We start from the raw sequence: 22,863 nt of genomic DNA, 5'->3' as shown, positions 1-22,863 counted from the left end.
CGGGGGGCGGCCACCGGCTTCAGGCTCTACGGCGAGCGTCCGGCTGTGCCCCGCAAGGGGCGCGGGGAACTGCGCGACCGGCCCACCCCGACCGGAGGTCCGCCACCGGCCGCGTCCCCTACGGCGCCCGGAGCCGACCACCGGCGTGGAGCCGACCACCGGCGTGGAGCCGACCACCGGCGTGGAGCCGACCACCGGCAGGGAGGCCGACCACCCACCCGGAGGAGACAAAGAGGCCCCCGGTGCCACGCCGAGCGCAGCGGCTACGCCCCCCACCCCGCCTGCCGCCCCCCGACCCGCTCCTCGGCGATCCGCTCCTGCCAGCCGGACCGGCGGTACGCGGCGACCGGGTCGGGATCCAGACCCTGCTCCTCACGGACCTCGGCGAGCAGCGGACGCACGTCGGTGTTGTACGCGTCCATCACCACCGCGTTCGCCGCGAGCACGTCGCCGGAGCGCTGGGCCTCGGCGAGCGCGGACCCGTCGACGAGGAGAGCCTTCGCCGTGGCCTCCTGGACGTTCATCACCGAGCGGATGATCGCCGGGATCTTGGCCTCGATGTTGTGGCACTGGTCGAGCATGAACGCGACCTCGGGCGCGAAGCCGCCGCCCCGGATCACCTCGTACATGATCCGGAAGAGCTGGAAGGGGTCGGCGGCGCCCACCATGAGGTCGTCGTCCGCGTAGAAGCGCGAGTTGAAGTCGAAGCCGCCGAGCTTCCCCTCGCGCAGCAGCGTGGCGACGATGAACTCGATGTTGGTGCCGGGCGCGTGGTGCCCGGTGTCGACGACGACCTGCGCCTTGGGGCCGAGCTTGAGACAGTGCGCGTAGGCGGTGCCCCAGTCGGGGACGTCCGTGGTGTAGAAGGCGGGCTCGAAGAACTTGTACTCCAGCAGCATCCGCTGGTCGTCCCCCAGCCGCTCGTAGACCTTGGCGAGGCCCTCGGCGAGCCGGTCCTGGCGCTCGCGGATGTCGTCCTGGCCGGGGTAGTTCGTGCCGTCCGCGAACCACAGCTTCAGGTCCCTGGACCCCGTGGCGTCCATGATGTCGACGCATTCGAGCAGGTGGTCGACGGCCTTGCGGCGCACCGCGGCGTCGGGGTGGCAGATGCTGCCGAGCCGGTAGTCGTCGTCCTGGAAGGTGTTGGAGTTGATCGCGCCCAGCCGCACGCCGCGTTCCTCCGCGTGCTTCGCGAGGGCCGCGTAGTCGTCGACCCGGTCCCAGGGGATGTGCAGCGCGACGGTCGGCGCGGCCCCGGTGAACTCGTGCACCTTGGCGGCGTCGTCCAGCTTCTCGCGCGGATCGCGCGGCACTCCTGGCTGCGCGAACACCTTGAAGCGGGTTCCCGAGTTCCCGTACGCCCATGACGGCGTCTCTACTGCCTGGGTCTTGAGTGCGGCCTTCACCGCGGCGAGCTCGGTCACTTCAGGGCTCCTGTGACTTCGGGTGCGACATCGGTACTGAACGAGTCGTTCTGAAACGATTCAGAAGCCAGAAACTATGAGCACCCCGCAGGGCTGTCAACCCCCTCGGCCCGGTCTCCTTTCCGTGATTGGGTCGTGACCTCCGGGTATCGAAAATTTCGGCCCGCACCCATTGACGTGACCTGCGTGACCTGCCTAACGTCCCGGCAACCTAGTTGAAACCTTTCACGACGTCGTGAGGCCTCCCCGCCCGCGTCGTTGAGGAGCCCACATGACCCACCGGTCCGACTCGGGTCCGGCCCCCGTGCTGGCGCTCAGGGACATATCGAAGTCCTTCGGCGCCGTACGCGCCCTGCGGGACGTGTCCCTGGAACTCTTCCCCGGCGAGGTGCACGCCCTCGCCGGCGAGAACGGCGCGGGCAAGTCGACCCTCATCAAGACGCTCGCCGGCGTGCACCGACCGGACGCCGGTCAGGTGCTGCTGGACGGGGAACCCACCGTCTTCCACGGTCCCGCCGACGCCCGCGACGCGGGCATCGCCGTGATCTACCAGGAACCCACGCTCTTCCCCGACCTGTCGATCGCCGAGAACATTTTTATGGGCCGCCGCCCCCGGCGCACCCTCGGCCGCATCGACCACAAGGCCACCCACGCCGCGACCCTGGCCCTCATGCGGCGCCTCGGTGTCGAACTCGACCCAGACCGCCCGGCCCGCGGCCTGTCCATCGCGGACCAGCAGATCGTCGAGATCGCCAAGGCGCTCTCCTTCGACGCCCGCGTGCTGATCATGGACGAGCCGACCGCCGCGCTCACCGGCAGCGAGGTCGCGCGCCTGTTCGGCGTCGTGCGCACCCTGCGCGATCAGGGCTCGGCGGTGCTCTTCATCTCCCACCGCCTGGAGGAGATCTTCCGGATCTGCCGACGGGTCACGACTCTGCGTGACGGCGCCCTGATCTCCAGCGAACCACTGGACGGCATGACCGAGGACGACCTCGTGCGCCGGATGGTCGGCCGCGACCTCGACGAGCTCTACCCCAAGCAGCACGTCCAGGCGGGTGAAGTCGCCCTGAGCGTAAGGCGGCTGACCCGCGAGGGCGCCTTCACCGATGTCTCCTTCGACGTGCGGCGCGGCGAGATCGTCGGCCTCGCCGGGCTCGTCGGCGCCGGACGCACCGAGGTCGCCCGCGCCGTCTTCGGCGTCGACCGCCGGGACGCCGGCGAGGTGGAGGTCGACGGCAGGGGACTGACGAACGGCGCCCCGTCCACTGCGATGGCCGCCGGACTCGCCCTGGTCCCCGAGGACCGGCGCGCGCAGGGTCTCGTGATGGACATGTCGATCGAGCGCAACATCGGCCTCACGGGCCTGCGTTCGACCGTCAGGGCCGGCCTGATGGACCGCGGCGCCGAACGCAGCCGGTCCCTGGACTGGGCCGTCAGGCTCCAGGTCAAGTACGCGCGAATCGCGGACGCCGTCGGCACCTTGTCGGGCGGCAACCAGCAGAAGGTCGTCCTCGCCAAGTGGCTCGCCACCGGCCCCAAGGTCCTCATCGTCGACGAACCCACCCGCGGCATCGACGTCGGTACGAAGGCCGAGGTGCACCGGCTGCTCTCGCAGCTCGCCGCCGACGGGGTCGCCGTCCTGATGATCTCGTCCGACCTGCCCGAGATCCTCGGCATGGCCGACCGCGTGCTGGTGATGCACGAGGGCCGCCTCACCGCCGAGATCCCGCGCTCCGAAGCCACCGAGGAATCCGTGATGGCCGCAGCCACCGGGAGGGCCGCCGCATGACGGTGACCGCACCCGACTCCGCGCCCCCCGCCGACGTGTCGAAGTCGAGCGGCACCCGGCTCGTCGACCGCGTCTTCAGGATGCGCGAACTGGCCATCCTGGCCGTGTTCCTGGTGATGATCGCCGTGACCCAGGCGGGCAACAGCGAGTTCCTCTCCGAACAGGGCATCAAGGACCTGCTGCTGAACGCGACGATCCTGGTCCTCGTCGCCACCGGCCAGTCACTGGTCGTGATCACCCGGAACGTCGACCTGTCGGTCGGCTCGACCCTCGGCATCAGCGCCTTCGCGGCCGGCACCTACCTTCAGGACGGCGGCAGTTCCGCCGTCGCGATCCTCCTCGCGCTCCTGCTCGGCATCGGCTGCGGACTGGTGAACGGACTGCTCGTCAGCCTCGGCCAGGTGCCCGCGCTCGTCGTCACCCTCGGCACGCTCTACATCATCCGCGGCATCGACTCCATCTGGGTCGGCTCCCGGCAGATCACCGCGGCAGGCCTGCCCGACGGATTCGTCGACTTCGGCTCCGGCGGCATCTCCGCGGTGCCCCACCTCGCACTGATCGCCCTGGTGGTGCTGATCGCGACGGCGTACTACCTCAAGCACTACGGCAGCGGACGCGAGCTGTACGCGCTCGGCTCCAACCCCGAGGCGGCCCGGCTCGCCGGCATCCCCGTACGCAAAAGGATCCTGGCCGCGTACACCTTCTGCGGCGGCCTCGCCGGACTCGCCGGCGCCCTCTACCTCGCCCGCTTCGGCAACGTGGACTCCGGCACCGGCAGCGGCTACGAACTCACCGTCGTCAGCGCGGTGGTGGTCGGCGGCGTCGTCTTCACCGGCGGCTCCGGCAGCGTCTACGGGGCCGCCCTGGGCGCCCTGCTGCTCACTTCCGTCAACAGCGTGCTGCCCGCCCTCGGTGTCAGCTCCGTCTGGGTGCTCGCGATCAACGGCGTCCTGCTCATTCTCGCCATCGCGGTCGACCGGATCGTCGCGCTGCGCGTGGCCACCGCCCTGAAGAAGAGGAACGCCCGCCATGGCTGACTCGTCCCTCGCGCGCGCCGTCCGCCGGTCCGCCCTGAAGAGGTGGGATTCAGCCGTCGGCGCCCTCCTCGTCGTCGTCCTGCTGTTCTCCTTCGGGTTCGTCGACGGCTTCGGCAACGCACTCAACCTGTCGTTCCTGATCGGCAACACCCTGCCCATCGCGCTGATCGCCCTGCCGATGACCCTGCTCGTGGTGGCCGGGGAGATCGACCTCTCCGTCGCGTCCACCGCCGGCCTGTCCGGCGCGGTGATGGGCGCCCTGTGGAACCAGGGCATGTCCATCGAGTCGATCATCCCGCTGTGCCTGCTGCTGGGCGTGGCCTGCGGCCTGGTCAACGGACTGCTCGTCACCCGGCTCGGCCTGCCCTCCCTCGCCGTCACCATCGGCACCCTCGCCGCCTACCGGGGCATCGCACAGATCGTGCTCGGCTCCGACGCGGTGACCGACTTCCCCACCCAGTACCTGGACTTCGCCGCCGGACGCATCGGGGACACCTTCGTCCCGTACGCACTCCTGCCCTTCCTGGCGCTGCTCGCGGTCGCGGTGGTCGTGCTGCACGCCACCCCCTTCGGGCGTTCCCTGTTCGCGGTCGGCGCGAACGAGGAGGCCGCACGCTTCGCCGGCATCCGCGTCCGGCGGCACAAGCTGCTCCTGTTCGTCGCGACCGGACTGATGGCGTCGCTCACCGGCATCTTCTGGGCGCTGCACTACGCCAGCGCCCGCTACGACAACGCCACCGGGCTCGAACTGTCCGTCGTCGCCGCCGTCCTGCTCGGCGGCATCGACTTCGACGGCGGCAAGGGCACGCTCGGCGGCGCGGTCGCGGGAGTCTTCCTGCTCGGCGCGCTGCAGAACGTGATGAGCCTGAAGGACGTCTCCGCGCAGTCGCAGATCGTCGTCACCGGCGTCCTGCTCGTCCTGTCCGTGCTCGGCCCCCGGGTCGCCCGGCAGATCTCGGCCGCGAGGGCGGGACGCAGAGCCGCCTCCACCCCGACCCCCGTCCCGTAACCCGTACCCCTCGTACCTTCCGCAAAGGATCTCCGCCATGCGCAAGTCATCGATCCGCCGCACCTGCGCGGCCCTCGCCGCCGTCACCTCCCTGGCCCTGGCCGCCACCGCCTGCGGCGGCACCACCAAGGACGACGTCGAGGACGGGGGCGGCGCCGCCGCCTCGGCCGGCAAGGCCGACCCGAACGCCGCCACCAAGAAGGGCCTCACCGTCGGCTTCCTGCCCAAGCAGGTCAACAACCCGTACTTCACCTCCGCCGACAAGGGCGGCGAGAAGGCGCTCAAGGAGCTCGGCTCCAGCTACAAGGAGGTCGGCCCGAGCAGCGCCACCGACACCTCCGGCCAGGTGTCGTACGTGAACACCCTCACGCAGCAGCAGGTCGACGCGATGGCCGTCTCCGCGCAGGACCCGGGCGCCCTGTGCACGGCGCTCAAGCAGGCCATGAAGAACAAGATCAAGGTCGTCACCTACGACTCCGACACCAAGGCCGACTGCCGCAACGCCTTCGTCTCCCAGGCCGGCGCCGAGGACCTCGGGCGCACCGAGGTGCAGCTGCTCGCCGAACAGATCGGCTACAAGGGCGAGATCGCGATCCTGTCGGCCGCGCAGACCGCGACGAACCAGAACCTCTGGATCGACTTCATGAAGGACGAGCTGAAGGACCCGAAGTACAAGAACATCAAGCTGGTGAAGGTCGCGTACGGCAACGACGACGCCCAGCAGTCCTTCCAGCAGACCCAGGGCCTGCTCCAGGAGCACCCGAAGCTGGCCGGGATCGTCTCCCCGACCACCGTCGGCATCAAGGCCGCCGCACAGTACCTGTCGGGCTCCAAGTACAAGGGCAAGGTCAAGCTGACCGGCCTCGGCACCCCCAACGACATGCGCAAGTACGTGAAGAACGGCACCGTCGAGGCCTTCGAGCTGTGGGACCCGGCGAAGCTCGGCGAACTGGCCGCGCGGACCGCGGTGGCCCTGTCGTCGGGGCAGATCTCCGGCAAGGAGGGCGAGACCTTCAAGGCCGGTGACATGGGCTCGTACACCATCGGCAAGGACGGCGTGATCAGCCTCGGCAAGCCGACCGTCTTCGACAAGAAGAACATCGACCGGTTCAACTTCTAAGCGGCGGAGGGTTCTTGATGCAGCGTGTGTGCTTTCTGCTGAAGGTCCGTGCGGACCGCCTCGACGAGTACCGCGAGCGGCACGCCACCGTGTGGCCGGAGATGCGTGAGGCGCTCTCGGCGACCGGCTGGCACAACTACTCGCTCTTCCTGCGGGAGGACGGTCTCCTGGTCGGCTACCTGGAGACCGAGGACTTCGCCGCCGCACTGGCCGGCATGGAGGCCACTGACGTCAACACCCGCTGGCAGGCGGAGATGGCGCCGTTCTTCGAGTCGCTGGACGGCGCCAGACCCGACGAGGCCATGAAGCCCCTCAGCGAAGTGTTCCACCTCGCGTGACCCCCACCGGGCGTGAGCACCCGCCCGCTCCCCCTCGCTCCCGCCGCACCTCCCGTCCGCCCCGTTCCCCCCCCACCCCAGGAGTCCCGGACATGAGAAGACGCACCTTGCTGGCGACGGCCCTCGCGGGCGTGGTGGCGGCACCCGGCACGGCCGGGGCGGCCGGTCCCGGCCCGGCCGTCACCCCGGCCGGCAGCACCCAACTGGACGCCGCCGCCCTGTACTTCGTGTCCTACGACGGCCTGGTCAACAACAACTCGTTCCAGAAGAACGGCCTGTTCACGTACAAGGGCCACCAGTACGCGGCCTGGTACACCGCCGACCGCAGCGCGGTCGTGGCCCGCCGGGCGCTCACCGCGTCGACCTGGTCGAAGGTCACCCTCGCCCACCGACTCAAGAGCGACGACTCGCACAACGTGATCTCCATGGGAGTGTCCCGGACCGACGGCCGGCTGCACCTGAACATGGACTCGCACAGCGACGGGTTCTTCTACGTGAAGTCGGCGGCCGGGCTGCTCGACAACCCGACGGCCACGGCCTGGACCGCGGCCGCCTTCGGACCCGTGCAGACCACGCTCGACGGCCTCGCCCTCACCCCGCAGTTCACCTACCCGCAGTTCGTCGCGACCCCGGAGGGCAGGCTCCAGCTCAGCTACCGGGCCGGCATCTCGGGGAACGGCCGCAACGCCCTCGCGGAGTACGACGGTTCGGCCTGGCGGGCGCTCGGCGAATGGAGCAGCTCAACGGGCACCTACACCAGCGAACACGGCTCCAGCACCGCCCGCAACATGTACCTGCACGGCATCGACTACGACCGCGGCGGCCGGCTGCACGCCTTCTTCACCTGGCGCGAGCAGTCGAACTCCGTCATGTGCGCCGGCGGCGGCATCACCAACCACGACACGGGCTACGTCCACTCCACCGACCGGGGCCGCACCTGGCGCAACGACGCCGGTGCCGTCGTCGGCACCACCGGAGGCACCGACAAGGTCACCGTGACGGACGCCGGACTCGTCGTCGACGCGCTGAATCCCGACCACTCGCTGATGAACCAGGAGAGCCAGGCCACCGACTCCACCGGGCTGCCGCACGCGATCATCAGCTATGTGCCCGGCCGCTTCGGCCAGTGCACCACCGGCTACGTCGCCGACCGGACCGCACACGGCCGCGCCTTCCACCTCCGCAAGAACTCCTCCGGCGGCTGGGCCAAGACCGAGATCCCCGTCCCGCTGAACTCCAGCCAGCGCACCCGGCTCGCCCTCGACCGGTACGACAACGCCTACGCGGTCCTGCCGTTCGGCCGGATCGCCGGCGCGTCGAAGTCCTCCGGGTACACCGACTGGAGGCTGCTGTACGACGGCGGCGCGCTGAACGCCTTCGGGGAGGTCCTGATCGACGAGATGCGCGTCCCGCAGGACGGGATCCTGTCGGTCATGTACCAGGAGCGGTCCAGCGGCACGACCCCGTCCGCGCTGCGCGTCGTCGACTTCCGGCTCCCCTCATGACCACCGGTTTCGCCGGGCCCGCGGGTAATGTGAGCCCCTGCCCGCCGCTTCTCCCCCCTCTGGAGGTCCCTGCCTGATGGCCCAGTCGGTGGGTATCAAGGACGTCGCCCGCGCCGCCGGAGTCTCCGTGGGCACCGTCTCCAACGTCATCAACCGCCCGGACACGGTCGCCTCCGAGACCCGGGCCCGCGTCCAGTCCGCGATAGAGCGGCTCGGCTACGTCCGCAGCGAGTCCGCGCGCCAGCTGCGCGCCGGGCGCAGCCGCATCATGGGGCTGCTCGTCCTCGACATGGGCAACCCGTTCTTCGTGGACGTGGCCCGCGGCGCCGAACGCGCGGCACGCGAGGCCGGGCTCGGAGTCATGGTCTGCAACAGCGCGCAGAGCGCGGGCGAGGAGGCCGACTACCTGTCGCTGTTCGCCGAGCAGCGGGTCCGCGGAGTGCTGCTGACACCCGCCGACGCGACCGGACGCAACATCGCGGCGTTCCGCCGTCACGGCATCCCGTTCGTGCTCGTGGACCGGGTGGCCGAGGGCACCACGGAGTGCTCGGTGTCGGTCGACGACGTGGCGGGCGGCGCCCTGGCCGTACGCCATCTCGTCGACGCCGGCCACCGCTCCATCGCGTACGTGAGCGGGCCGCCCGGCCTCAACCAGGTCAGGGACCGCCGCGAGGGCGCCCTGACCGCGCTCGCCGAGGCGGGACTCGGCCCCGACCTGCTGCGCGAGCTGCCCACCGAGCGGCTCGACGTGGCGGCCGGCCGGGACGCGGGCGCCCGCCTGCTCGGACTCGCCGAGCGCCCGACCGCCGTCTTCTGCGCCAACGACCTGCTCGCGCTCGGCGTGCTCCAGGCCCTGTACGCGGCCGGAGTCGCCGTCCCCGAAGACCTCGCGATCGTCGGCTACGACGACATCGAGTTCGCCGCCGCCGCCGCCGTCCCCCTCACCTCCGTACGGCAGCCCGCCGTGACGATGGGCGCCCTCGCGGCGGAACTCCTCCTGGAGGAGACCGAGGCGCAGACCGCGCCCTCCCCGCACGAGCACCGCCGGGTCGTCCTCCAGCCGGAACTCGTCGTGCGCCGCTCCAGCCTGGCGGCACGCTGACCGGCCGTTCAGTTCCGGCCGGTCTCCGCACTGAGCGACCGGTCAGTGCCGGTTTCCCGATCCCCGGCCTCGGCCACCGGCGGAACGTGTGCTCCACTGGGACGCGGCCTGGAATCCGTACGTCTCGGGAGCCCTGTTGAGCACGAGTTATCGTCAGCCCGGTGTCGTCCTCACCGACCGGCACTTCACCGTGCCGCTCGACCACGACCGCCCGACGGGGGAGAGCATCGAGCTCTTCGCCCGCGAGGTCGTCGCGAGCGTCCGGGCGGGACAGGAGCTTCCCTGGCTCGTCTACCTCCAGGGAGGTCCCGGCTTCGGCGCCAACCGCTTCGTCGGCAGGCAGGCGTGGCTCGGCCGCGCCCTCGAGGAGTACCGGGTGCTGCTCCTCGACCAGCGCGGCACCGGCCACTCCACGCCCGCCAACCGGCAGACGCTGCCGCTGCGCGGCGGACCCCGCGAGCAGGCCGACCACCTCACGCACTTCCGCGCGGACTCCATCGTCCGCGACTGCGAGGCCATCCGTCCCGCCGTCACCGGCGGCGCACCCTGGACGGTGCTCGGCCAGAGCTTCGGCGGCTTCTGCGCCGTGACCTACCTGTCCATCGCGCCCGAGGGACTGCGCGCCGCCCTCCTCACCGGCGGGCTGCCCTCCCTCGACGCGCACGCGGACGACGTCTACCGGGCCGCGTACCCGCGCATCGAGCGCAAGGTCGCCGCCCACTACGCGCGCTACCCGCAGGACGTCGAGCGGGCGCGGCGCATCGCCGAGCACCTGATCGGGCACGAGCCGGTCCTGCCCGGCGGTCACCGGCTCACCGTCGAGGGCTTCCAGTCGCTCGGCATCCTGCTCGGCGGGGGAGAGGGCAGCCACCGCCTGCACTACCTCCTGGAGCACGCCTTCGTCCGCACCGCGCAGGGCCCGGCCCTCTCCGACGCGTTCCAGGAGGAGGTCCGGAGCCTGCTCTCGTACGCGGGCCACCCCTTGTACGCGCTCGTCCACGAGGCGGTCTACGCCCAGGACAGCCGCCCCACCGCCTGGTCCGCGGAGCGGGTGCGCGCCGAGTTCCCGCAGTTCGACGCGGCGAAGACCCTTGCCGGGGACGAGCCGCTGCTGTTCACCGGCGAGTCCGTGCACCCCTGGATGTTCGACACCGATCCCGCGCTGCGCCCCCTGCGCGAGACCGCGGAGGAACTCGCCGCGCGCACGGACTGGACACCGCTCTACGACCCGGCCCGCCTCGCCGTCAACGAGGTACCTGTCGCGGCCGCCGTCTACCACGACGACATGTACGTCGACACCGGGCACTCCCTGCGCACGGCACGCGCCGTCCGGGGGCTGCGCACCTGGGTGACCGACGAGTTCGAGCACGACGGGGTGCGCGCGGACGGCCCCCGCGTGCTGGACCGCCTGCTGGCTCTGAGCCGCGACGAGGTCTGACCCTCCACGGCATCCGGATACCGGTCCGGATGCGCGTCCCGGCGCGCGGGACCATCCTGGAGACATGTCCGGACGGGCCCCTGTAGTCGTGCATCCGCCGAACGGCACCGGCGGTCGCCGCGTGACCGCACGCGGTGAGATCCTCGGCCTGGCCTTCTCCGACGAGGACGTCGTCGAGTTCCTCGGCCGCGCCGGTCTGCCCGACGCCGAGGACCTGCTGGACGACCCCGCGTGGGTGAAATGGCGCGGCGCCGACGCGCACCACTACGAAGCGGCGTAGTTGAACGGGGAGTGGCGGTCGGCGAGTCTGCGAACAGCCGGCCGCCTGTCAGGCCTGCCTGATGGACTGCCAGGAAGCCATGGGGGATCGAGACGCATGCCCGCAGGTCAGTAGGATGGAGGGCATGCGGGAAGAGAGCGGGACGGCCGAGGACCGGCGCCCTGGGCTGCGGGCCGACTGCGACCGGTGTTTCGGGCTGTGCTGCGTCGCTCTGCCCTTCTCCCGCTCGGCGGACTTCGCGGCCGACAAGGACGCCGGAAAGCCCTGCGCGAACCTGGCGGCCGACTTCCGCTGCGGCATCCACACCCGCCTGCGGCAGACGGGCTACACCGGCTGCACGGTCTACGACTGCTTCGGCGCCGGCCAGCAGGTCTCACAGGTCACCTTCGGCGGCCAGGACTGGCGCTCGGGACCGCCCGAGCACGCCCGGCAGATGTTCGACGTGTTCCCGGTGGTCCGGCAGCTGCACGAACTGCTCTGGTACCTGAACGAGGCACTGACCCTGCCGGCCGCCCGCCCGGTCCACGGGGACCTGCGCCGCCTGCGCGCCGAGACCGAGCGGCTCACCCGGCAGACCCCGCAGGAACTGCGGCGGCTGGACGTGGGCGCGCACCGGCAGCAGGTCAACGTGCTGCTGCTGCGCACGAGCGACCTGGTGCGGGCGGGCGTCGGCCGCGGCAAGGGCAGGAACCGGCGCGGCGCCGACCTCATGGGCGCCCGCCTGAGGGGAGCCGACCTGCGCGGCGCCTGTCTGCGCGGCGCCTACCTCATCGCCGCCGACCTCACCGGCGCCGACCTGCGCGGAGCTGACCTGATCGGCGCCGACCTGCGTGACGCCGACCTCACGGACGCCGATCTGACCGGCGCGTTCTTCCTGACCCAGCCCCAGCTCAACGCGGCCCGCGGCAGCGCCGGCACGAAGCTGCCGGAGTCAGTCACCCGCCCCGGACACTGGGCGGCGCACGGCTGAGGGCACCGGCGCGGCGGCGGCCCGGCGGTCCAGGCGCAGCCGCAGTCCCTCCGGCATCAGCGTCAGCCGTTCGGCGACCCGCAGCCGGTACCCCGGCTCGGGCAGCAGCTCGTAGCGGCGCAGCAGCAGCCCCAGTACCAGCGTCGCCTCGTGCAGGGCGAACTGGCGGCCGATGCAGGCCCGTACCCCGGTGCCGAACGGCTTGAAGGTGTGCGCGGGGCGGGCGCGTACGGCCTTCGCGTCGAAGCGGCCGGGGTCGAAGCGGCCGGCGTCGGTGCCCCAGACCTCCGGGTCACGGTGCAGCATCGCCGTCAGGACCAGCGCCCACGCGCCCTGCCGCATCGGGTGGACGCCGCCGAGCACCGTGTCCTGCCGGGCCTCCCGGGCGAAGGCGGGCGCCGTCGGCCACAGCCGCAGCGCCTCGTCGAGGACCCGGCGCACGTGACGGAGTTTGGCCACCTGGTCGTAGCCGGGCCGGGCGGTGTCGCCCCAGACGCGGTCCACCTCCGCCCTGGCGCGGGCGGCGACGTCCGGGTGCCGCGACAGGTAGTGCAGGGCGAAGGAGAGCGCTCCCGAGGTCGTCTCGTGGCCCGCGATCAGGAAAGTGATCACCTGGCGGCGGATGTTCTCCGGTGTCAGCCGTTCGCCGGTGCGCGGGTGGGCCGTCTCCAGCATCCGGTCCAGCAGGTCCCCGTCGCCGCTCGCGGTGCGGCGGGCCGCCACGACCGCGTCCACCGTGCGGTTCAGGCAGTCCATGTCCGCCTCGTTGCGGCGGCTCGCGCGGCGTAGCAGTACGGGAGCCAGCGGCGCGGGTACGACGTTGCGCCGTTGTGCGTGGGTGAGTGCGCCGACCATTGCGTCCACGAAGGGGTGCGGGCGGGAGCGCTCGAAGGAGCCGAAGTCGTGGCCGAATCCGGTGCGGGCGATCGTCTCCAGGGTCAGCTTGGTCATGTCGCCCGGCACGTCCACGGCGTGCCCGGCCGCCGCCTCCCGGTCCCAGCGGTCCGTCAGCCGCTCGGTCACGGCGAGCATCATGGGGTGGTAGCCCTCCATGGCCTCACGGCTGAAGCCCGGGGCCAGCACGTCGTGCGCGAGCTGCCAGTTGGGCTCGTGGTTGTACGCCGTGAACAGCCCGTCGCCCGCCACCGGGCGGAGGTTGGCGACGCCGAGCCCCACGTGCTTGGCGAACCGCGACTCGTCAGCCAGCTCGGCGGCCAGCCGCGCACCGCCGACGAAGACGATCTCGTTGCCGAACGCCTTGCGGCGGAAGATCGGCCCGAGCCGCTGCCCGAAGCGCAGCGAGTCCTGCACGGGGGTACGGACGTCCGCGCCGACCACGTCGCCGATCAGCGGGATCCGGAGCGGCGGACGCGGTATGCGGTGAAGCTCGGGCCAGCCCGTCTCCGCGCTGCGGAACCCTTTGGGGAGTGCGGCCCCTGCCGTCTGCGCCATCACGCCGTCTCCCTCGCGTCCGCGCCAAGTCGAGTCCGTCATCGCGCTGTTGTACTTCAGTTCAACAGCGCGGTCAGTGTGGTCCCCTTGTTGAACCGGCGTCAAGTAAGGTGCGGGCATGGCCGGGAAGCAGGGGGACCGGACGGAGCGCACCCGCCGTCGGCTCAGCACCGAGGAACGCCGGGAGCAGCTGCTGTCGGTGGGGGCGCGACTGTTCTCGGAGAGCCCGTACGACGAGGTGTGGATCGAGCAGGTCGCCGAGATCGCCGGGGTCTCGCGTGGGCTGCTCTACCACTACTTCCCGACGAAGCGGGACTTCTTCGCGGCCGTCGTGGAGCGCGAGAGCGGGCGCATGCTGCGGATGACGGCCGCGGTCCCCGGGGTCCCGCTGCGCGAACAGCTCGCGGCCGGCCTGGACACCTTCCTCGGCTATGTCGAGGAGCACGCGCACGGCTTCCGGGCCTTCCACCGCGCCGACGCGGCGGGCGACCGGGCGGTGCGGAAGGTCTACCAGCGGGCGCTCGCCGCGCAGGAGCAGCAGATCCTCGGGGCACTCGCCGCCGACCCCGACCTCGGCTGGGACCCCGAGAGCCGTCCGGAGCTGCGGATCGCGGTCCGCGGGTGGCTGGCGTTCACCACGGCGGTCTGTCTGGAGTGGCTCAGGGATGCCCGGCTCTCCCGCGCGCAGGTGCGTGATCTGTGCGCACGGGCGCTGCTGGGCGCGATCGCCGCCTGAAAGGCGCGTCCACGATGTGCGGGGCGTGGTTGGCGCCCGCCCGGAACTCCGATAGGTTAGGCAAGGCTTACCTAAGGAGGTTTGGGATGGGTGACCGTCACACCTGGGCGGCAGCGCCTTCCGCGGCCGAACGCGCCCGCTCGGTGCTCGCCGCCGCATGGTCCTGCGCGGTGACCGCGGAGGGCGGCCGGGAGGAACTCGTCGGCGCGCACACCGTCGGCGCGGACGGCCGGGTGCTCCTGCACGTGCCCGAGGACAGCACGCTGGTCACCGCGGCGATCTGCGCGCCGCGCGGGGAGCCGTCCGCCGTGCTGGAGTTCGCCGACGTGGCGCCCGTCCCGGTACGGAGCCGGATCCGCGCGAGGCTCTGGCTCGCCGGCTGGTTCGCGCCCGAGGAGGGACACCTGGCCTTCCAGCCCTCGCGTGCCGTCCTGCGGGAGGCGTCCGGAGCGGTCGTCGTCGACCTCGGCGACCTGTCCGCAGCCCGGCCCGATCCGCTCGCGACGGCGGAGGCGAAACTGCTCACCCACCTCGCGGACGCCCACCCGGACGCGGTCGAGCGGCTGACCCGGCTCGTCGGGCCCGACAGCCTGCACGGCGCCGTCCGCGTCCAGCCGCTCGCCGTCGACCGGCACGGACTGACCCTGCGCATCGAGCGGGCGCGCGGCAACGGCGACGTACGGCTGCCCTTCCACGCACCCGCCGACGACGTCGCCCAGCTCACGGAGCGCATGCACGTCCTGCTCGCCCAGGCGAGCGCGGCGGCCTGCCCCCGCTCCCTACAGCGGCAGCGCACAGACGGCGACCGGTGAGGCGAACGGCTCCCCGCTGAGCCGCAGTTCCCCGCTGCCGCGGTCCACCCGGAAGACGCTGACCGTGCCCGACTTCTGGTTCGCCGCGAACAGCAGCCGCTCGTCCGGGGAGAACGCGATCTGGCGCGGGAAGTCGCCGCCGACCGGCACGGTGTCCAGGAGCCGCAGTCGGGCACCGTCCGCCTCGACCGCGTACCGGGTCAGGCTGTTGTGGCCCCGGTTGGCGAGATACGCGTACGCCCCGTCCGAGGTGACCAGCATCTGCGCCGGATAGCTCGTCCCCGCTCCCGTCCCGGTCGGCTGGGGGTCCCCCGGCGTCAGCCGTCCGGTGGCAGGATCGTAGGCGCAGACCACGACCGTGTTGTCGACCTCGTTCGCCAGATAGGCGAAACGGCCCTCCGGGTGGAAGGTCAGATGGCGCGGACCCGCGCCCGGACGGGTGTGCGCCTGGGAGACCTCGGCCAGCGTGCCCTCAGCCACGTCCAGCCGGTACGTGTACACGGTGTCGGTGCCCAGGTCGACGGCGAGGACATGACCCCCGTCGGGGCCGGTGACGAACTGGTGGGCGTGCGGGCCCTGCTGGCCGGGTCCCGGGCCGGGGCGGGAGTGCGTGACGAGGTCGGTGCGCTCGCCGAGCGCGCCGGAGGCGTCGATCGGATGCACGGCCACGCTTCCCGAGCCGTAGTTGGCGCTGAGCAGCCAGCGCCCGCCCGGGTGCACGGACAGGTGGCAGGGCCCTGAGCCGCCGGTACCGCGCGTGCCCAGGACCTTGTTCCGCTTCGCGAGCCGCACGGCCGTCACCCCGCCTTCCGGGCGCTCGTCGACGGCGTACAGCATGCGGCCGTCCGGGTGCACGGCCAGATACGAAGGGTCGGCGACGCCGGTGATCGTCCCCGCCGCCGTGATCCGTCCCGTCGCGGCGTCGTACGTCGCGAGGCCGATGCCCCGGCCGCCGCCCTCCACCGACGTGTAGGTGCCAAGGAAGAGCGGGCGGGGGCCGGACGGGCGGGCGGGCGGAGAGACGGAGTCCGGCGCCGGCTCGGACGGCGCGGAGGGGGCCGCCGCGTCCGGAGGCGGAGGGGTCCGCGGCGAGACCGGCGCCGGAATCGCCGCCACGGCGGCGGCGGCCGTGACGGTCCCGACGAACCGGCGCCTGCTCCACCCGCCGCCGCCCGGGCTCCGCTCCGCTGCTCCACCACTGCTCATGCCTGCACCTCAGGGGTCGGTCGCCTCGGCTGTGACAGCCACCTTGACGTGGCGCGCCCGTCCCGTGCAAGAAAGGCGACACCTCTCGCGACTCTCACCACGGTCCCTCGCGCTCACCAGTCGCCGTCCCCGACCGGCTCGCCCGGCGCGCCCCCGAGCGGTTTCACCTGGTGGGGCGAGGGCTGCTGCCAGGGATCGAGGTCGTCGCCGAGCCACTCGCCGACCGGCTTCACCCCGCCGAGGGTGTCCGTGGGGGCGACGTCCGCGGCGTCCTGGTCGTAGTAGTCGAACCAGGGCAGACCCGCGCGGGTGTACGCCGCCCGGTCGACCGGCGACGGCGGCGGTGCCTCGCCGGTGATGCGACGCCACTCCGGAGGCGTCACCAGGTGCACGAACACGCGTCCGGCGGGCTCCTCGGCCCAGCTGCCACGGGGCCGGTCGTCCCGGTAGACCTCCTGACGCATCGAACCGCCCACCCCGAGCCCCATCGCCGCCGCCCGCCGGGGAGCCCCGCCCGCCGGCGCGCCGCCGGGAGCGGGCGGCGCCGCGGAGGCGAACGGCGCGGGCATCGCGCCGAAGCCCGCGGGAGACTGCGCCGCCCGGACCCGCTCGGCCCGGACGCGCTGCTCCTCGCGCCACTCGGCGAGCCGGCGCGCGTTCAGCGGGAAGGACTGCAACTGGATGCCGCCCCACACCTCCTCGCCGGTCACCTGCCCCTCGACGGTGGCGCCGAGGCCGAGGGGCACCGCCACGAACTGGCGGACCGTCCCCCTCCCGGAGTTGATGCCGTCCAGCCACGGCTGACGGGGGAGTACGACGTAGTTCTGCGGGTCCCGGCTCAGCCGGGTACTCCACGGTGTGCCCGAGATCGCGCACACCTTGCCCACCCCGACCTGCAGGGCGGCCGGCTCCTGGGAACCCCCGAAACTCAGCCACATGGCCTCGCGCAGACAGACCGGCAGCATCACCCCGCCGCGGGCCCGCCACGCCTCGGGCACCGAGTCCGCGTAGTCCTCGACCCGCCGTACCGGGAACTCGCCGAGGCCGGGCGGCAGCGCGTGCGTGCCCGTCTCGGGCAGCCGCAGCGTCCGCATGAACCGGACGCGCACTCCTCCGGGCAGCAGCAGGGTATTACCGTCGATCCGCACGGTGCCTTCGGGCATTCGGACGCTCCCCTCGTCGCGTCGGCGCCACGCTCCGGCGCGGCGCCTCGTCAGCTGGAACGCTTCGCGGGGGTGCGGCGGTTCCGCCACGGCAGGCCGAGGTGCCGCCGCCCGCGGCGCAGCCGGCGCGCGTGCTGCTGCAGGCGGGCGAGCCGCGGCCAGCGTTCCCGCTGCTCACGGGTGCAGCGGTCCAGCTCCTCCAGCAGACGCCGTGACCGGTGCTCCATGTCGAGCTCGTCCAGGATGCGGTTGACCTCCGTGAGCACGGCGCCGTGCAGGTGCCACAGCCGTGCGTCGCGCTGTACACCGTCCAGGAACAACTGGGCCAGCTTGTCGCGCGTGGCGGCCGCCGTGGCGAGTTCCGCGCTGAGGCGGGCCTCCGCGGACTCCGCGCTGCGGCTCACGTCGGTGGTCACCAGGACCGCGAAGCTGACGACGGCGTCGCCCACCTGGGACAGCAGCTCCTCCAGCGCGGCGCCCACCTGGGCATCGAACACCGGCTCGGGCTCGTGTTCCTTGGCGAGATCCGTGAAGCTGCGCGCCAGCACCCGCAGGACGACGGTGCAGATCTCCAGTGTGTCGAGGCCGGTGCGCAGCACCACCCGGTGCAGCAGACCCTCGCGGACGCGCGGATTGAGCTTCAGGCTGTCCTCCGCCTGGCGCAGCGCACCGTCCACCTCGGCGATGTCGTGGTCGAGCCGCCGTGCCTCGTGCAGTCGCGCCGCCGCTTGTGCAAACGGCGTGCGTCCCGCGGCCTCCTCGCCGAGCCGCAGCATCAACTGCCGCATCCGGCGTGCCAGGTCCTCGAGGGACTCCCCGGCGGCGTCCACCCACACCGGGGGAGCGAACAGCAGGTTGCAGGCGAGGCCCACCACCGCGCCGATCACCGTCTCCAGCACGCGGGCCCACGCGTAGTCGCCCACCTTCGTCACGCCGAGGACCAGCATGGCGCTGATCGCCACCTCGGGCACGAACTCGCTGACCCGCACGAGGTGCCCGACGGCCAGCGAGGCGATGATGAGCAGCGCCAGACTCCACCAGGTCAGACCCACCAGCACGCTGAAACCGATGGCGACAAGGACACCGGCGACGACCGAGTTCACCCGGCGCATGCTCGTCGTGATCGTGCCGTACAGGGTGACCTGCACGACCAGCAGAGCGGTCAGCGGAGCGGTGAGCGGGGCCGCCTCGGGGCTGAGCCGTACGGCGACCACGTACGCGATCGTCGCCGCCAGTGTCGATCTCAGCGCCTGCACGACCGCGGGTTCCCGGCGTCGCTTCAGGAACCGTACGACGGACGTCCTCCACTCATCACGTGCCTTGTGCATCCTTGCGCTGTTCCCCTTTCACAGGTGCAACGAACGTTTTCTTCCGTACTTATTCAGGACGGTAACTGTCCGCAAGTGTGCCCAAGTTGTTCTCGACAGGTCAGGCGGGGGAAGGGGACCGGGATGGTCGGCGCGGCGGGGATGGAGTTGCTGTCGCGGGCGCACACCTGTCTGCGTGAGGTGGTCGCGGCCGTACCGGAGCGGGCCTGGGGGCCCGGACGCCCTGCGGTGAGTGGACCGTACGCCAGGTAGTCAATCACGCGCGTCTCGATCAGCAGGCGTACGGCGCCGTCGTCACCGGACACGGGATGCCGGACTCGGACCCGCCCGACCCCGGCCGACGACCCGCGGTGACCGGTCCGCCGGGGCGGCACCCGGGTCACGGCCGGCGCGGCACCCGGGTCACGGCCGTCAGACGGACAGTTTCGCCAGGAAGGCGGACAGGTTGCCCACGGTCCGCGCGATCTGCTCCTCCAGGGTGAGCGTCTCCTCGAAACGACCCCCGTGCTCCGGCACCTTCCTGCCCCGCACGTAGAGCGAGCACGCGAGGTCGGTGCACATGTAGATCCCGACCGAGTTGCCCTCGCGCCCGGCGGCGCCCGCCTTGCGGGCCGTCATCAGGGAGACGCCGCTGCCCGGATGCGTCGTCAGGCAGAGCGAGCACATGCTGCGGTGCAGCATCCCGCGCCGGGACGAGGGGAACCGCAGCGTCACGCCGACGAGCCGGTCCCCGTACTCGGTGACGAGATAGCTGCGGTCGGGCGCTCCCGGATCCCGCCACCCGAGGAAGTCCAGGTGCTCCCAGGGCCGCTCGTCCAGGTCCCGCGGAACCGCGAGACGCTTCGCCTCGCCCTTCGAGCAGTTGACGAACGAGTTGCGGATGTCGGTCTCGGTGAGCGGTCTCACGGGGCGGCTCCTGGGGTGTTTGTACGTCTGCGGTCAAAACCTAGGGCCACTAGGTTTCGGCCTAAGCTACATAGCGGCACCGGGGAGGAGCCACCGGATTTCGGCGCGGCCGAGGAGCGCGGCGGGAGCGATGCGGCGGAGGCGTTGCGCAGCACCACCCGGCTCGCGTCCGTCAGCCACAGGCGCCGCCGTCGGACTCTCGCTGCGCGCTCCCGCCGTGGGGGACCTGCTGTGCGGTCCGGTCCCGCCGGTCGACGTCCTGCCGCGCACGGGCGGCAGGGTCCGCGCACACCTTGTCGGCCGGGGCCGGACCCGGCCACACTGGCCGCATGGACGCCGAAGGCACCGCGCCCGCGGACCCGGGGCTCTTCACCCCCGCGTCCGTGACCTGGCAGATGCACGGAGACCCCATGATGTGGATCGCCGGGATCCGCGCGCTGTATCTCCAGGCGCTCCATCCGCGCGCGGTGCGCGGGGTCATGCAGAACTCCGACTTCCGGCGCGACGCGTGGGGCAGGCTGATGCGCACGGCGGACTTCGTGGGGACGACGACGTACGGCACCACGGAGGCGGCCGAGCGGGCGGGCGCCCGGGTGCGCGGCATCCACACCAGGCTCCGGGCGACGGACCCGGACACGGGGGAGCGTTACCGCGTCGACGAACCCGGGCTGCTGCTGTGGGTGCACTGTGCCGAGATCGACTCCTATCTGCATGTCCTGCGCCGCTCGGGCTTCCGGCTGACGGACGCGCAGGCCGACCGCTACGTCGGCGAACACCGTGTCGGCGCCCGCCTGGTGGGCCTGGACCCCGCCGCCGTGCCCGGCGACCGGGCCCAGCTGGCCGCGTACTTCGAGAGGGTGCGCCCGGAGCTGGCCGCGGGAGCCGAGGCGCGGGAGGTGGACGCCTTCCTGCGCCGCCCGCCGACAAGTCCGCTGCTCGTCCCGGCTCGCGCACTGCTGTGGCGGCACGTGGCCCGGCTGGCCTACGCCTCCCTGCCGCCCTACGCCCACGAGTTGTACGGCAGACCGGCCCCGCCGGCCGCCACGGCGACCCGGCGCCTGCGTGTCACCGGCACCCTGCTGCGCGGTGTCCCCGCACGTGTGCGCTGGCAGCTGCCGCCCGGACACATTCCCCGCGCCATGGCACGGCTCGGGCCCGGCTCCCGTCCGGCACCGGGCAGGGTCGGCGGACAGGCCCCGGCCGGACCGGGCGGACGGGCCGGCCGTCGGTGCCCTGACCGCGCCGGTGAGCCACCGCGCGGTCGCCGCCGCCCTCGGTCGCTACCGCGCTGGTGAGCCGCCGCCCAAGGTCGCCGCCACCCTCGGTCGCCGCGGGCCTCGGTTGCTGCTTTCCCCCGGGGTGTCCGCGCGCCGCCGCGGCCCGCGAACGTCCGCGCCGGTCCCCGCGGCGAGGCCCGCTGCCTGGACAGACCGGGGCCGCCGACCCGTACCGCGGGGCCGCTGGTCACGGCGGGGGCGGCGCCCTTCGGCCCGCCCCCGCAACCACCGCGCCCACCGTCAAACGCCGGCCGCGCGCTGTGCGGTCCGGGGCGTCCGCCGTCCGGCGGCTCGTCCGCACGCCTCTGGTCCGCCCCGATCATCGCGTGCTACCAAGAACCATGCCTGCACACGAGGGATATGACGTCGTCGTCGTCGGCGGCGGTCACAACGGTCTGGTCGCCGCCGCCTACCTGGCCCGCGCCGGGCAGTCCGTGCTCGTCCTCGAACGCCTCGGGACCACCGGCGGCGCCGCCGTGTCGAGCCGGCCGTTCAAGGGCGTCGACGCACGCCTGTCCCGGTACTCGTACCTCGTCAGCCTGCTGCCCCGGACGATCGTGCGGGATCTCGGCCTCGACTTCCGGGTCCGCGGACGCACCGTCTCCTCGTACACGCCCGTGGAGCGCGACGGACGGCCCACCGGACTGCTCGTCGGCGGCGGCGAGCGGCGCACCCGGGAGGCCTTCGCGCGGCTGACCGGCTCCGACCGCGAGTACGCGGCCTGGCAGCGCTTCTACGGCATGACCGGCCGCGTCGCCCAGCGCGTCTTCCCCACCCTCACCGAGCCGCTGCCCACGCGCGAGGAGCTGCGCCTGCGTGTCGACGACGAGGACGCGTGGCGGATGCTGTTCGAGGAGCCCGTCGGCACCGCCATCGAGGAGTACTTCGCCGACGACCTGGTGCGGGGTGTCGTCCTCACCGACGGCCTCATCGGCACGTTCGCGGACGCCCACGATCCCTCGCTGCGGCAGAACCGGTGCTTCCTCTACCACGTGATCGGCGGCGGCACCGGCGCCTGGGACGTGCCCGTGGGCGGTATGGGCGCGCTCACGGACGCGATCGCCGCGACGGCACGCGCCGCGGGCGCCGTCCTCGCCACCGGCCGGGAGGTGGTGCGGATCGAGACGGACGGGCGGGCCGCCGAGGTCACGTACCGCGGTACGGACGGCGAGGAAGGCACCGTCGCGGCCCGGCACGTCCTGGTCAACGCGTCGCCGCGGGAACTGGCCGCGCTGGTGGGCGACACGCCGCCGGCCCCCGCCGAAGGCGCCCAGCTCAAGGTGAACATGCTGCTCAAGCGGCTGCCGCGGCTGCGCGACACCTCCGTGGACCCGCGCGAGGCGTTCGCCGGGACCTTCCACATCGCCGAGGGGTACGAGCAGCTGGCGACGGCACACGCCCAGGCCGCGGCGGGTTCGCTGCCCGCCGCGCCGCCCTCAGAGATCTACTGCCACTCGCTGACCGATCCCACGATCCTGGCCCCCGCCCTGGCCGAAGAGGGTTACCAGACCCTCACGCTGTTCGGGCTGCACACGCCCGCCGGGCTCTTCGCCCGGGACAACGACGCCGCACGTGCCGAGCTGCTGAAGTCCACGCTCGCGGAGCTGGACGCGCACCTCGCGGAACCGCTCGCGGACTGTCTGGCGACCGATGCCGAGGGCCGCCCGTGCATCGAGGCCAGGACCCCGCTCGACCTGGAGCGCGACCTGCGGCTGCCCGGCGGCAACATCTTCCACGGCGACCTGGCCTTCCCCCACGCCCAGGAAGGCACGGGCCGCTGGGGCGTGGAGACCCGGCACGCCAACGTCGTGCTGTGCGGGGCCGGGGCCGTCCGCGGCGGCGGGGTGAGCGGGGTGCCCGGGCACAACGCGGCGATGGCCGTGCTCGAGGCCGGGACGCGGTAGCCGTCGCCCCGCCGGGACCGCCGGGACCGCCGGGACCGTCGGGCTCACCTGGTTGCGGGGCCGGAAG

Annotated in this window: 21 protein-coding genes; 15 read left to right on the top strand and 6 right to left on the bottom strand. The window is 72.5% G+C overall.

All coding sequences use genetic code 11. The annotated features are described in order from the left end of the window. Positions 1-263: 263 nt before the first annotated feature. On the bottom strand, positions 264-1,424 hold the full coding sequence (rhaI, locus tag ACFYP4_RS10850) for an L-rhamnose isomerase (RefSeq protein WP_358852085.1): 1,161 nt from the start codon (positions 1,422-1,424) through the stop codon (positions 264-266). A gap of 271 nt (positions 1,425-1,695) precedes the next feature. Here rhaI and ACFYP4_RS10845 point away from each other — a divergent pair, with 271 nt between their 5' ends. The 10 genes from ACFYP4_RS10845 to ACFYP4_RS10800 all read left to right on the top strand — a co-directional run bounded on the left by ACFYP4_RS10845 (position 1,696) and on the right by ACFYP4_RS10800 (position 12,012). Beyond that, positions 1,696-3,213: a sugar ABC transporter ATP-binding protein gene (locus tag ACFYP4_RS10845; protein ID WP_358852084.1), complete on the top strand. Its 1,518-nt coding sequence runs from the start codon at positions 1,696-1,698 to the stop codon at positions 3,211-3,213. Continuing rightward, the gene (locus tag ACFYP4_RS10840; protein WP_388784686.1) at positions 3,210-4,250 is read left to right on the top strand and encodes an ABC transporter permease; all 1,041 of its coding nucleotides are present in this window, start codon (positions 3,210-3,212) and stop codon (positions 4,248-4,250) included. Before ACFYP4_RS10845 ends, ACFYP4_RS10840 begins: the two co-directional genes overlap by 4 nt. After that, positions 4,243-5,259 (top strand): ABC transporter permease, encoded by a 1,017-nt coding sequence (locus ACFYP4_RS10835; protein ID WP_358852082.1) that lies wholly within the window; start codon positions 4,243-4,245, stop codon positions 5,257-5,259. The genes ACFYP4_RS10840 and ACFYP4_RS10835 overlap by 8 nt, the downstream gene beginning before the upstream one ends. A 37-nt stretch (positions 5,260-5,296) precedes the next feature. Continuing rightward, positions 5,297-6,379: a rhamnose ABC transporter substrate-binding protein gene (gene rhaS, locus ACFYP4_RS10830; RefSeq protein WP_388784683.1), complete on the top strand. Its 1,083-nt coding sequence runs from the start codon at positions 5,297-5,299 to the stop codon at positions 6,377-6,379. Positions 6,380-6,396: 17 nt separating this feature from the next. Then, a complete protein-coding gene (locus ACFYP4_RS10825) occupies positions 6,397-6,717 on the top strand; it encodes an L-rhamnose mutarotase (RefSeq protein ID WP_358852080.1) in 321 nt (106 codons plus the stop codon). A 92-nt stretch (positions 6,718-6,809) separates the two neighbouring features. Then, positions 6,810-8,222: a BNR repeat-containing protein gene (locus ACFYP4_RS10820; protein ID WP_358852079.1), complete on the top strand. Its 1,413-nt coding sequence runs from the start codon at positions 6,810-6,812 to the stop codon at positions 8,220-8,222. A gap of 76 nt (positions 8,223-8,298) precedes the next feature. Continuing rightward, entirely contained in the window at positions 8,299-9,324 is a 1,026-nt protein-coding gene (locus ACFYP4_RS10815; RefSeq protein ID WP_388784678.1) for a LacI family DNA-binding transcriptional regulator, read from the top strand. Between the two features lie 136 nt (positions 9,325-9,460). Continuing rightward, positions 9,461-10,762, top strand: coding sequence for an alpha/beta fold hydrolase (locus ACFYP4_RS10810; RefSeq protein WP_388784675.1), 1,302 nt, complete (start codon positions 9,461-9,463; stop codon positions 10,760-10,762). Positions 10,763-10,826: 64 nt separating this feature from the next. Then, positions 10,827-11,042: a hypothetical protein gene (locus tag ACFYP4_RS10805; RefSeq protein ID WP_358852076.1), complete on the top strand. Its 216-nt coding sequence runs from the start codon at positions 10,827-10,829 to the stop codon at positions 11,040-11,042. A 124-nt stretch (positions 11,043-11,166) separates the two neighbouring features. Further along, complete coding sequence (locus ACFYP4_RS10800) at positions 11,167-12,012, top strand: pentapeptide repeat-containing protein (RefSeq protein WP_358852075.1); 846 nt, start codon at positions 11,167-11,169, stop codon at positions 12,010-12,012. On the opposite strand, the gene ACFYP4_RS10795 is transcribed toward ACFYP4_RS10800, so the two are convergent. Then, positions 11,974-13,464 carry a cytochrome P450 gene (locus ACFYP4_RS10795; protein WP_388785062.1) on the bottom strand — a complete coding sequence of 497 codons (1,491 nt, stop codon included), beginning with the start codon at positions 13,462-13,464 and terminating at the stop codon, positions 11,974-11,976. The genes ACFYP4_RS10800 and ACFYP4_RS10795 overlap by 39 nt on opposite strands. Before the next feature lie 118 nt (positions 13,465-13,582). On the opposite strand from ACFYP4_RS10795, the gene ACFYP4_RS10790 reads away from it, so the two are divergent. Then, positions 13,583-14,200, top strand: a complete 618-nt coding sequence (locus tag ACFYP4_RS10790; RefSeq protein WP_358852074.1) for a TetR/AcrR family transcriptional regulator — start codon at positions 13,583-13,585, stop codon at positions 14,198-14,200. 86 nt (positions 14,201-14,286) lie between these two features. Next, complete coding sequence (locus tag ACFYP4_RS10785; RefSeq protein WP_388784671.1) at positions 14,287-15,012, top strand: DUF2470 domain-containing protein; 726 nt, start codon at positions 14,287-14,289, stop codon at positions 15,010-15,012. Here the strand turns inward: ACFYP4_RS10785 and ACFYP4_RS10780 are convergent. The 3 genes from ACFYP4_RS10780 to ACFYP4_RS10770 form a co-directional block, all read right to left on the bottom strand. Beyond that, positions 14,980-16,218: a lactonase family protein gene (locus ACFYP4_RS10780; RefSeq protein WP_388784668.1), complete on the bottom strand. Its 1,239-nt coding sequence runs from the start codon at positions 16,216-16,218 to the stop codon at positions 14,980-14,982. The genes ACFYP4_RS10785 and ACFYP4_RS10780 overlap by 33 nt on opposite strands. A gap of 113 nt (positions 16,219-16,331) precedes the next feature. Continuing rightward, positions 16,332-17,381, bottom strand: a complete 1,050-nt coding sequence (locus tag ACFYP4_RS10775; RefSeq protein ID WP_388784665.1) for a hypothetical protein — start codon at positions 17,379-17,381, stop codon at positions 16,332-16,334. A gap of 50 nt (positions 17,382-17,431) precedes the next feature. Further along, the gene (locus ACFYP4_RS10770; protein WP_358852070.1) at positions 17,432-18,709 is read right to left on the bottom strand and encodes an aromatic acid exporter family protein; all 1,278 of its coding nucleotides are present in this window, start codon (positions 18,707-18,709) and stop codon (positions 17,432-17,434) included. A gap of 206 nt (positions 18,710-18,915) precedes the next feature. Between ACFYP4_RS10770 and ACFYP4_RS10765 the strand changes: the two genes are divergently transcribed. Further along, positions 18,916-19,191 (top strand): hypothetical protein, encoded by a 276-nt coding sequence (locus ACFYP4_RS10765; RefSeq protein ID WP_388785060.1) that lies wholly within the window; start codon positions 18,916-18,918, stop codon positions 19,189-19,191. On the opposite strand, the gene ACFYP4_RS10760 is transcribed toward ACFYP4_RS10765, so the two are convergent. Continuing rightward, a complete protein-coding gene (locus ACFYP4_RS10760) occupies positions 19,121-19,615 on the bottom strand; it encodes an FBP domain-containing protein (protein WP_358852069.1) in 495 nt (164 codons plus the stop codon). The genes ACFYP4_RS10765 and ACFYP4_RS10760 overlap by 71 nt on opposite strands. A gap of 329 nt (positions 19,616-19,944) precedes the next feature. On the opposite strand from ACFYP4_RS10760, the gene ACFYP4_RS10755 reads away from it, so the two are divergent. Then, complete coding sequence (locus tag ACFYP4_RS10755; RefSeq protein ID WP_358855096.1) at positions 19,945-20,910, top strand: oxygenase MpaB family protein; 966 nt, start codon at positions 19,945-19,947, stop codon at positions 20,908-20,910. Positions 20,911-21,233: 323 nt separating this feature from the next. Continuing rightward, entirely contained in the window at positions 21,234-22,796 is a 1,563-nt protein-coding gene (locus ACFYP4_RS10750; protein ID WP_388784660.1) for a phytoene desaturase family protein, read from the top strand. The last annotated feature ends 67 nt before the right edge of the window (positions 22,797-22,863 follow it).

Source organism: Streptomyces sp. NPDC005551, assembly GCF_042871785.1.
Taxonomy (GTDB): Bacteria; Actinomycetota; Actinomycetes; order Streptomycetales; family Streptomycetaceae; genus Streptomyces.
This window is presented reverse-complemented; position numbering and strand designations above follow the sequence as displayed.

Coding starts and splice junctions, on each gene's coding strand:
- ACFYP4_RS10845 (WP_358852084.1), top strand. CDS start 1,696: ATGACCCACCGGTCCGACTCGGGTCCGGCCCCCGTGCTGGCGCTCAGG.
- ACFYP4_RS10840 (WP_388784686.1), top strand. CDS start 3,210: ATGACGGTGACCGCACCCGACTCCGCGCCCCCCGCCGACGTGTCGAAG.
- ACFYP4_RS10835 (WP_358852082.1), top strand. CDS start 4,243: ATGGCTGACTCGTCCCTCGCGCGCGCCGTCCGCCGGTCCGCCCTGAAG.
- rhaS (WP_388784683.1), top strand. CDS start 5,297: ATGCGCAAGTCATCGATCCGCCGCACCTGCGCGGCCCTCGCCGCCGTC.
- ACFYP4_RS10825 (WP_358852080.1), top strand. CDS start 6,397: ATGCAGCGTGTGTGCTTTCTGCTGAAGGTCCGTGCGGACCGCCTCGAC.
- ACFYP4_RS10820 (WP_358852079.1), top strand. CDS start 6,810: ATGAGAAGACGCACCTTGCTGGCGACGGCCCTCGCGGGCGTGGTGGCG.
- ACFYP4_RS10815 (WP_388784678.1), top strand. CDS start 8,299: ATGGCCCAGTCGGTGGGTATCAAGGACGTCGCCCGCGCCGCCGGAGTC.
- ACFYP4_RS10805 (WP_358852076.1), top strand. CDS start 10,827: ATGTCCGGACGGGCCCCTGTAGTCGTGCATCCGCCGAACGGCACCGGC.
- ACFYP4_RS10800 (WP_358852075.1), top strand. CDS start 11,167: ATGCGGGAAGAGAGCGGGACGGCCGAGGACCGGCGCCCTGGGCTGCGG.
- ACFYP4_RS10795 (WP_388785062.1), bottom strand. CDS start 13,464: ATGGCGCAGACGGCAGGGGCCGCACTCCCCAAAGGGTTCCGCAGCGCG.
- ACFYP4_RS10790 (WP_358852074.1), top strand. CDS start 13,583: ATGGCCGGGAAGCAGGGGGACCGGACGGAGCGCACCCGCCGTCGGCTC.
- ACFYP4_RS10785 (WP_388784671.1), top strand. CDS start 14,287: ATGGGTGACCGTCACACCTGGGCGGCAGCGCCTTCCGCGGCCGAACGC.
- ACFYP4_RS10780 (WP_388784668.1), bottom strand. CDS start 16,218: ATGAGCAGTGGTGGAGCAGCGGAGCGGAGCCCGGGCGGCGGCGGGTGG.
- ACFYP4_RS10775 (WP_388784665.1), bottom strand. CDS start 17,381: ATGCCCGAAGGCACCGTGCGGATCGACGGTAATACCCTGCTGCTGCCC.
- ACFYP4_RS10770 (WP_358852070.1), bottom strand. CDS start 18,709: ATGCACAAGGCACGTGATGAGTGGAGGACGTCCGTCGTACGGTTCCTG.
- ACFYP4_RS10755 (WP_358855096.1), top strand. CDS start 19,945: ATGGACGCCGAAGGCACCGCGCCCGCGGACCCGGGGCTCTTCACCCCC.
- ACFYP4_RS10750 (WP_388784660.1), top strand. CDS start 21,234: ATGCCTGCACACGAGGGATATGACGTCGTCGTCGTCGGCGGCGGTCAC.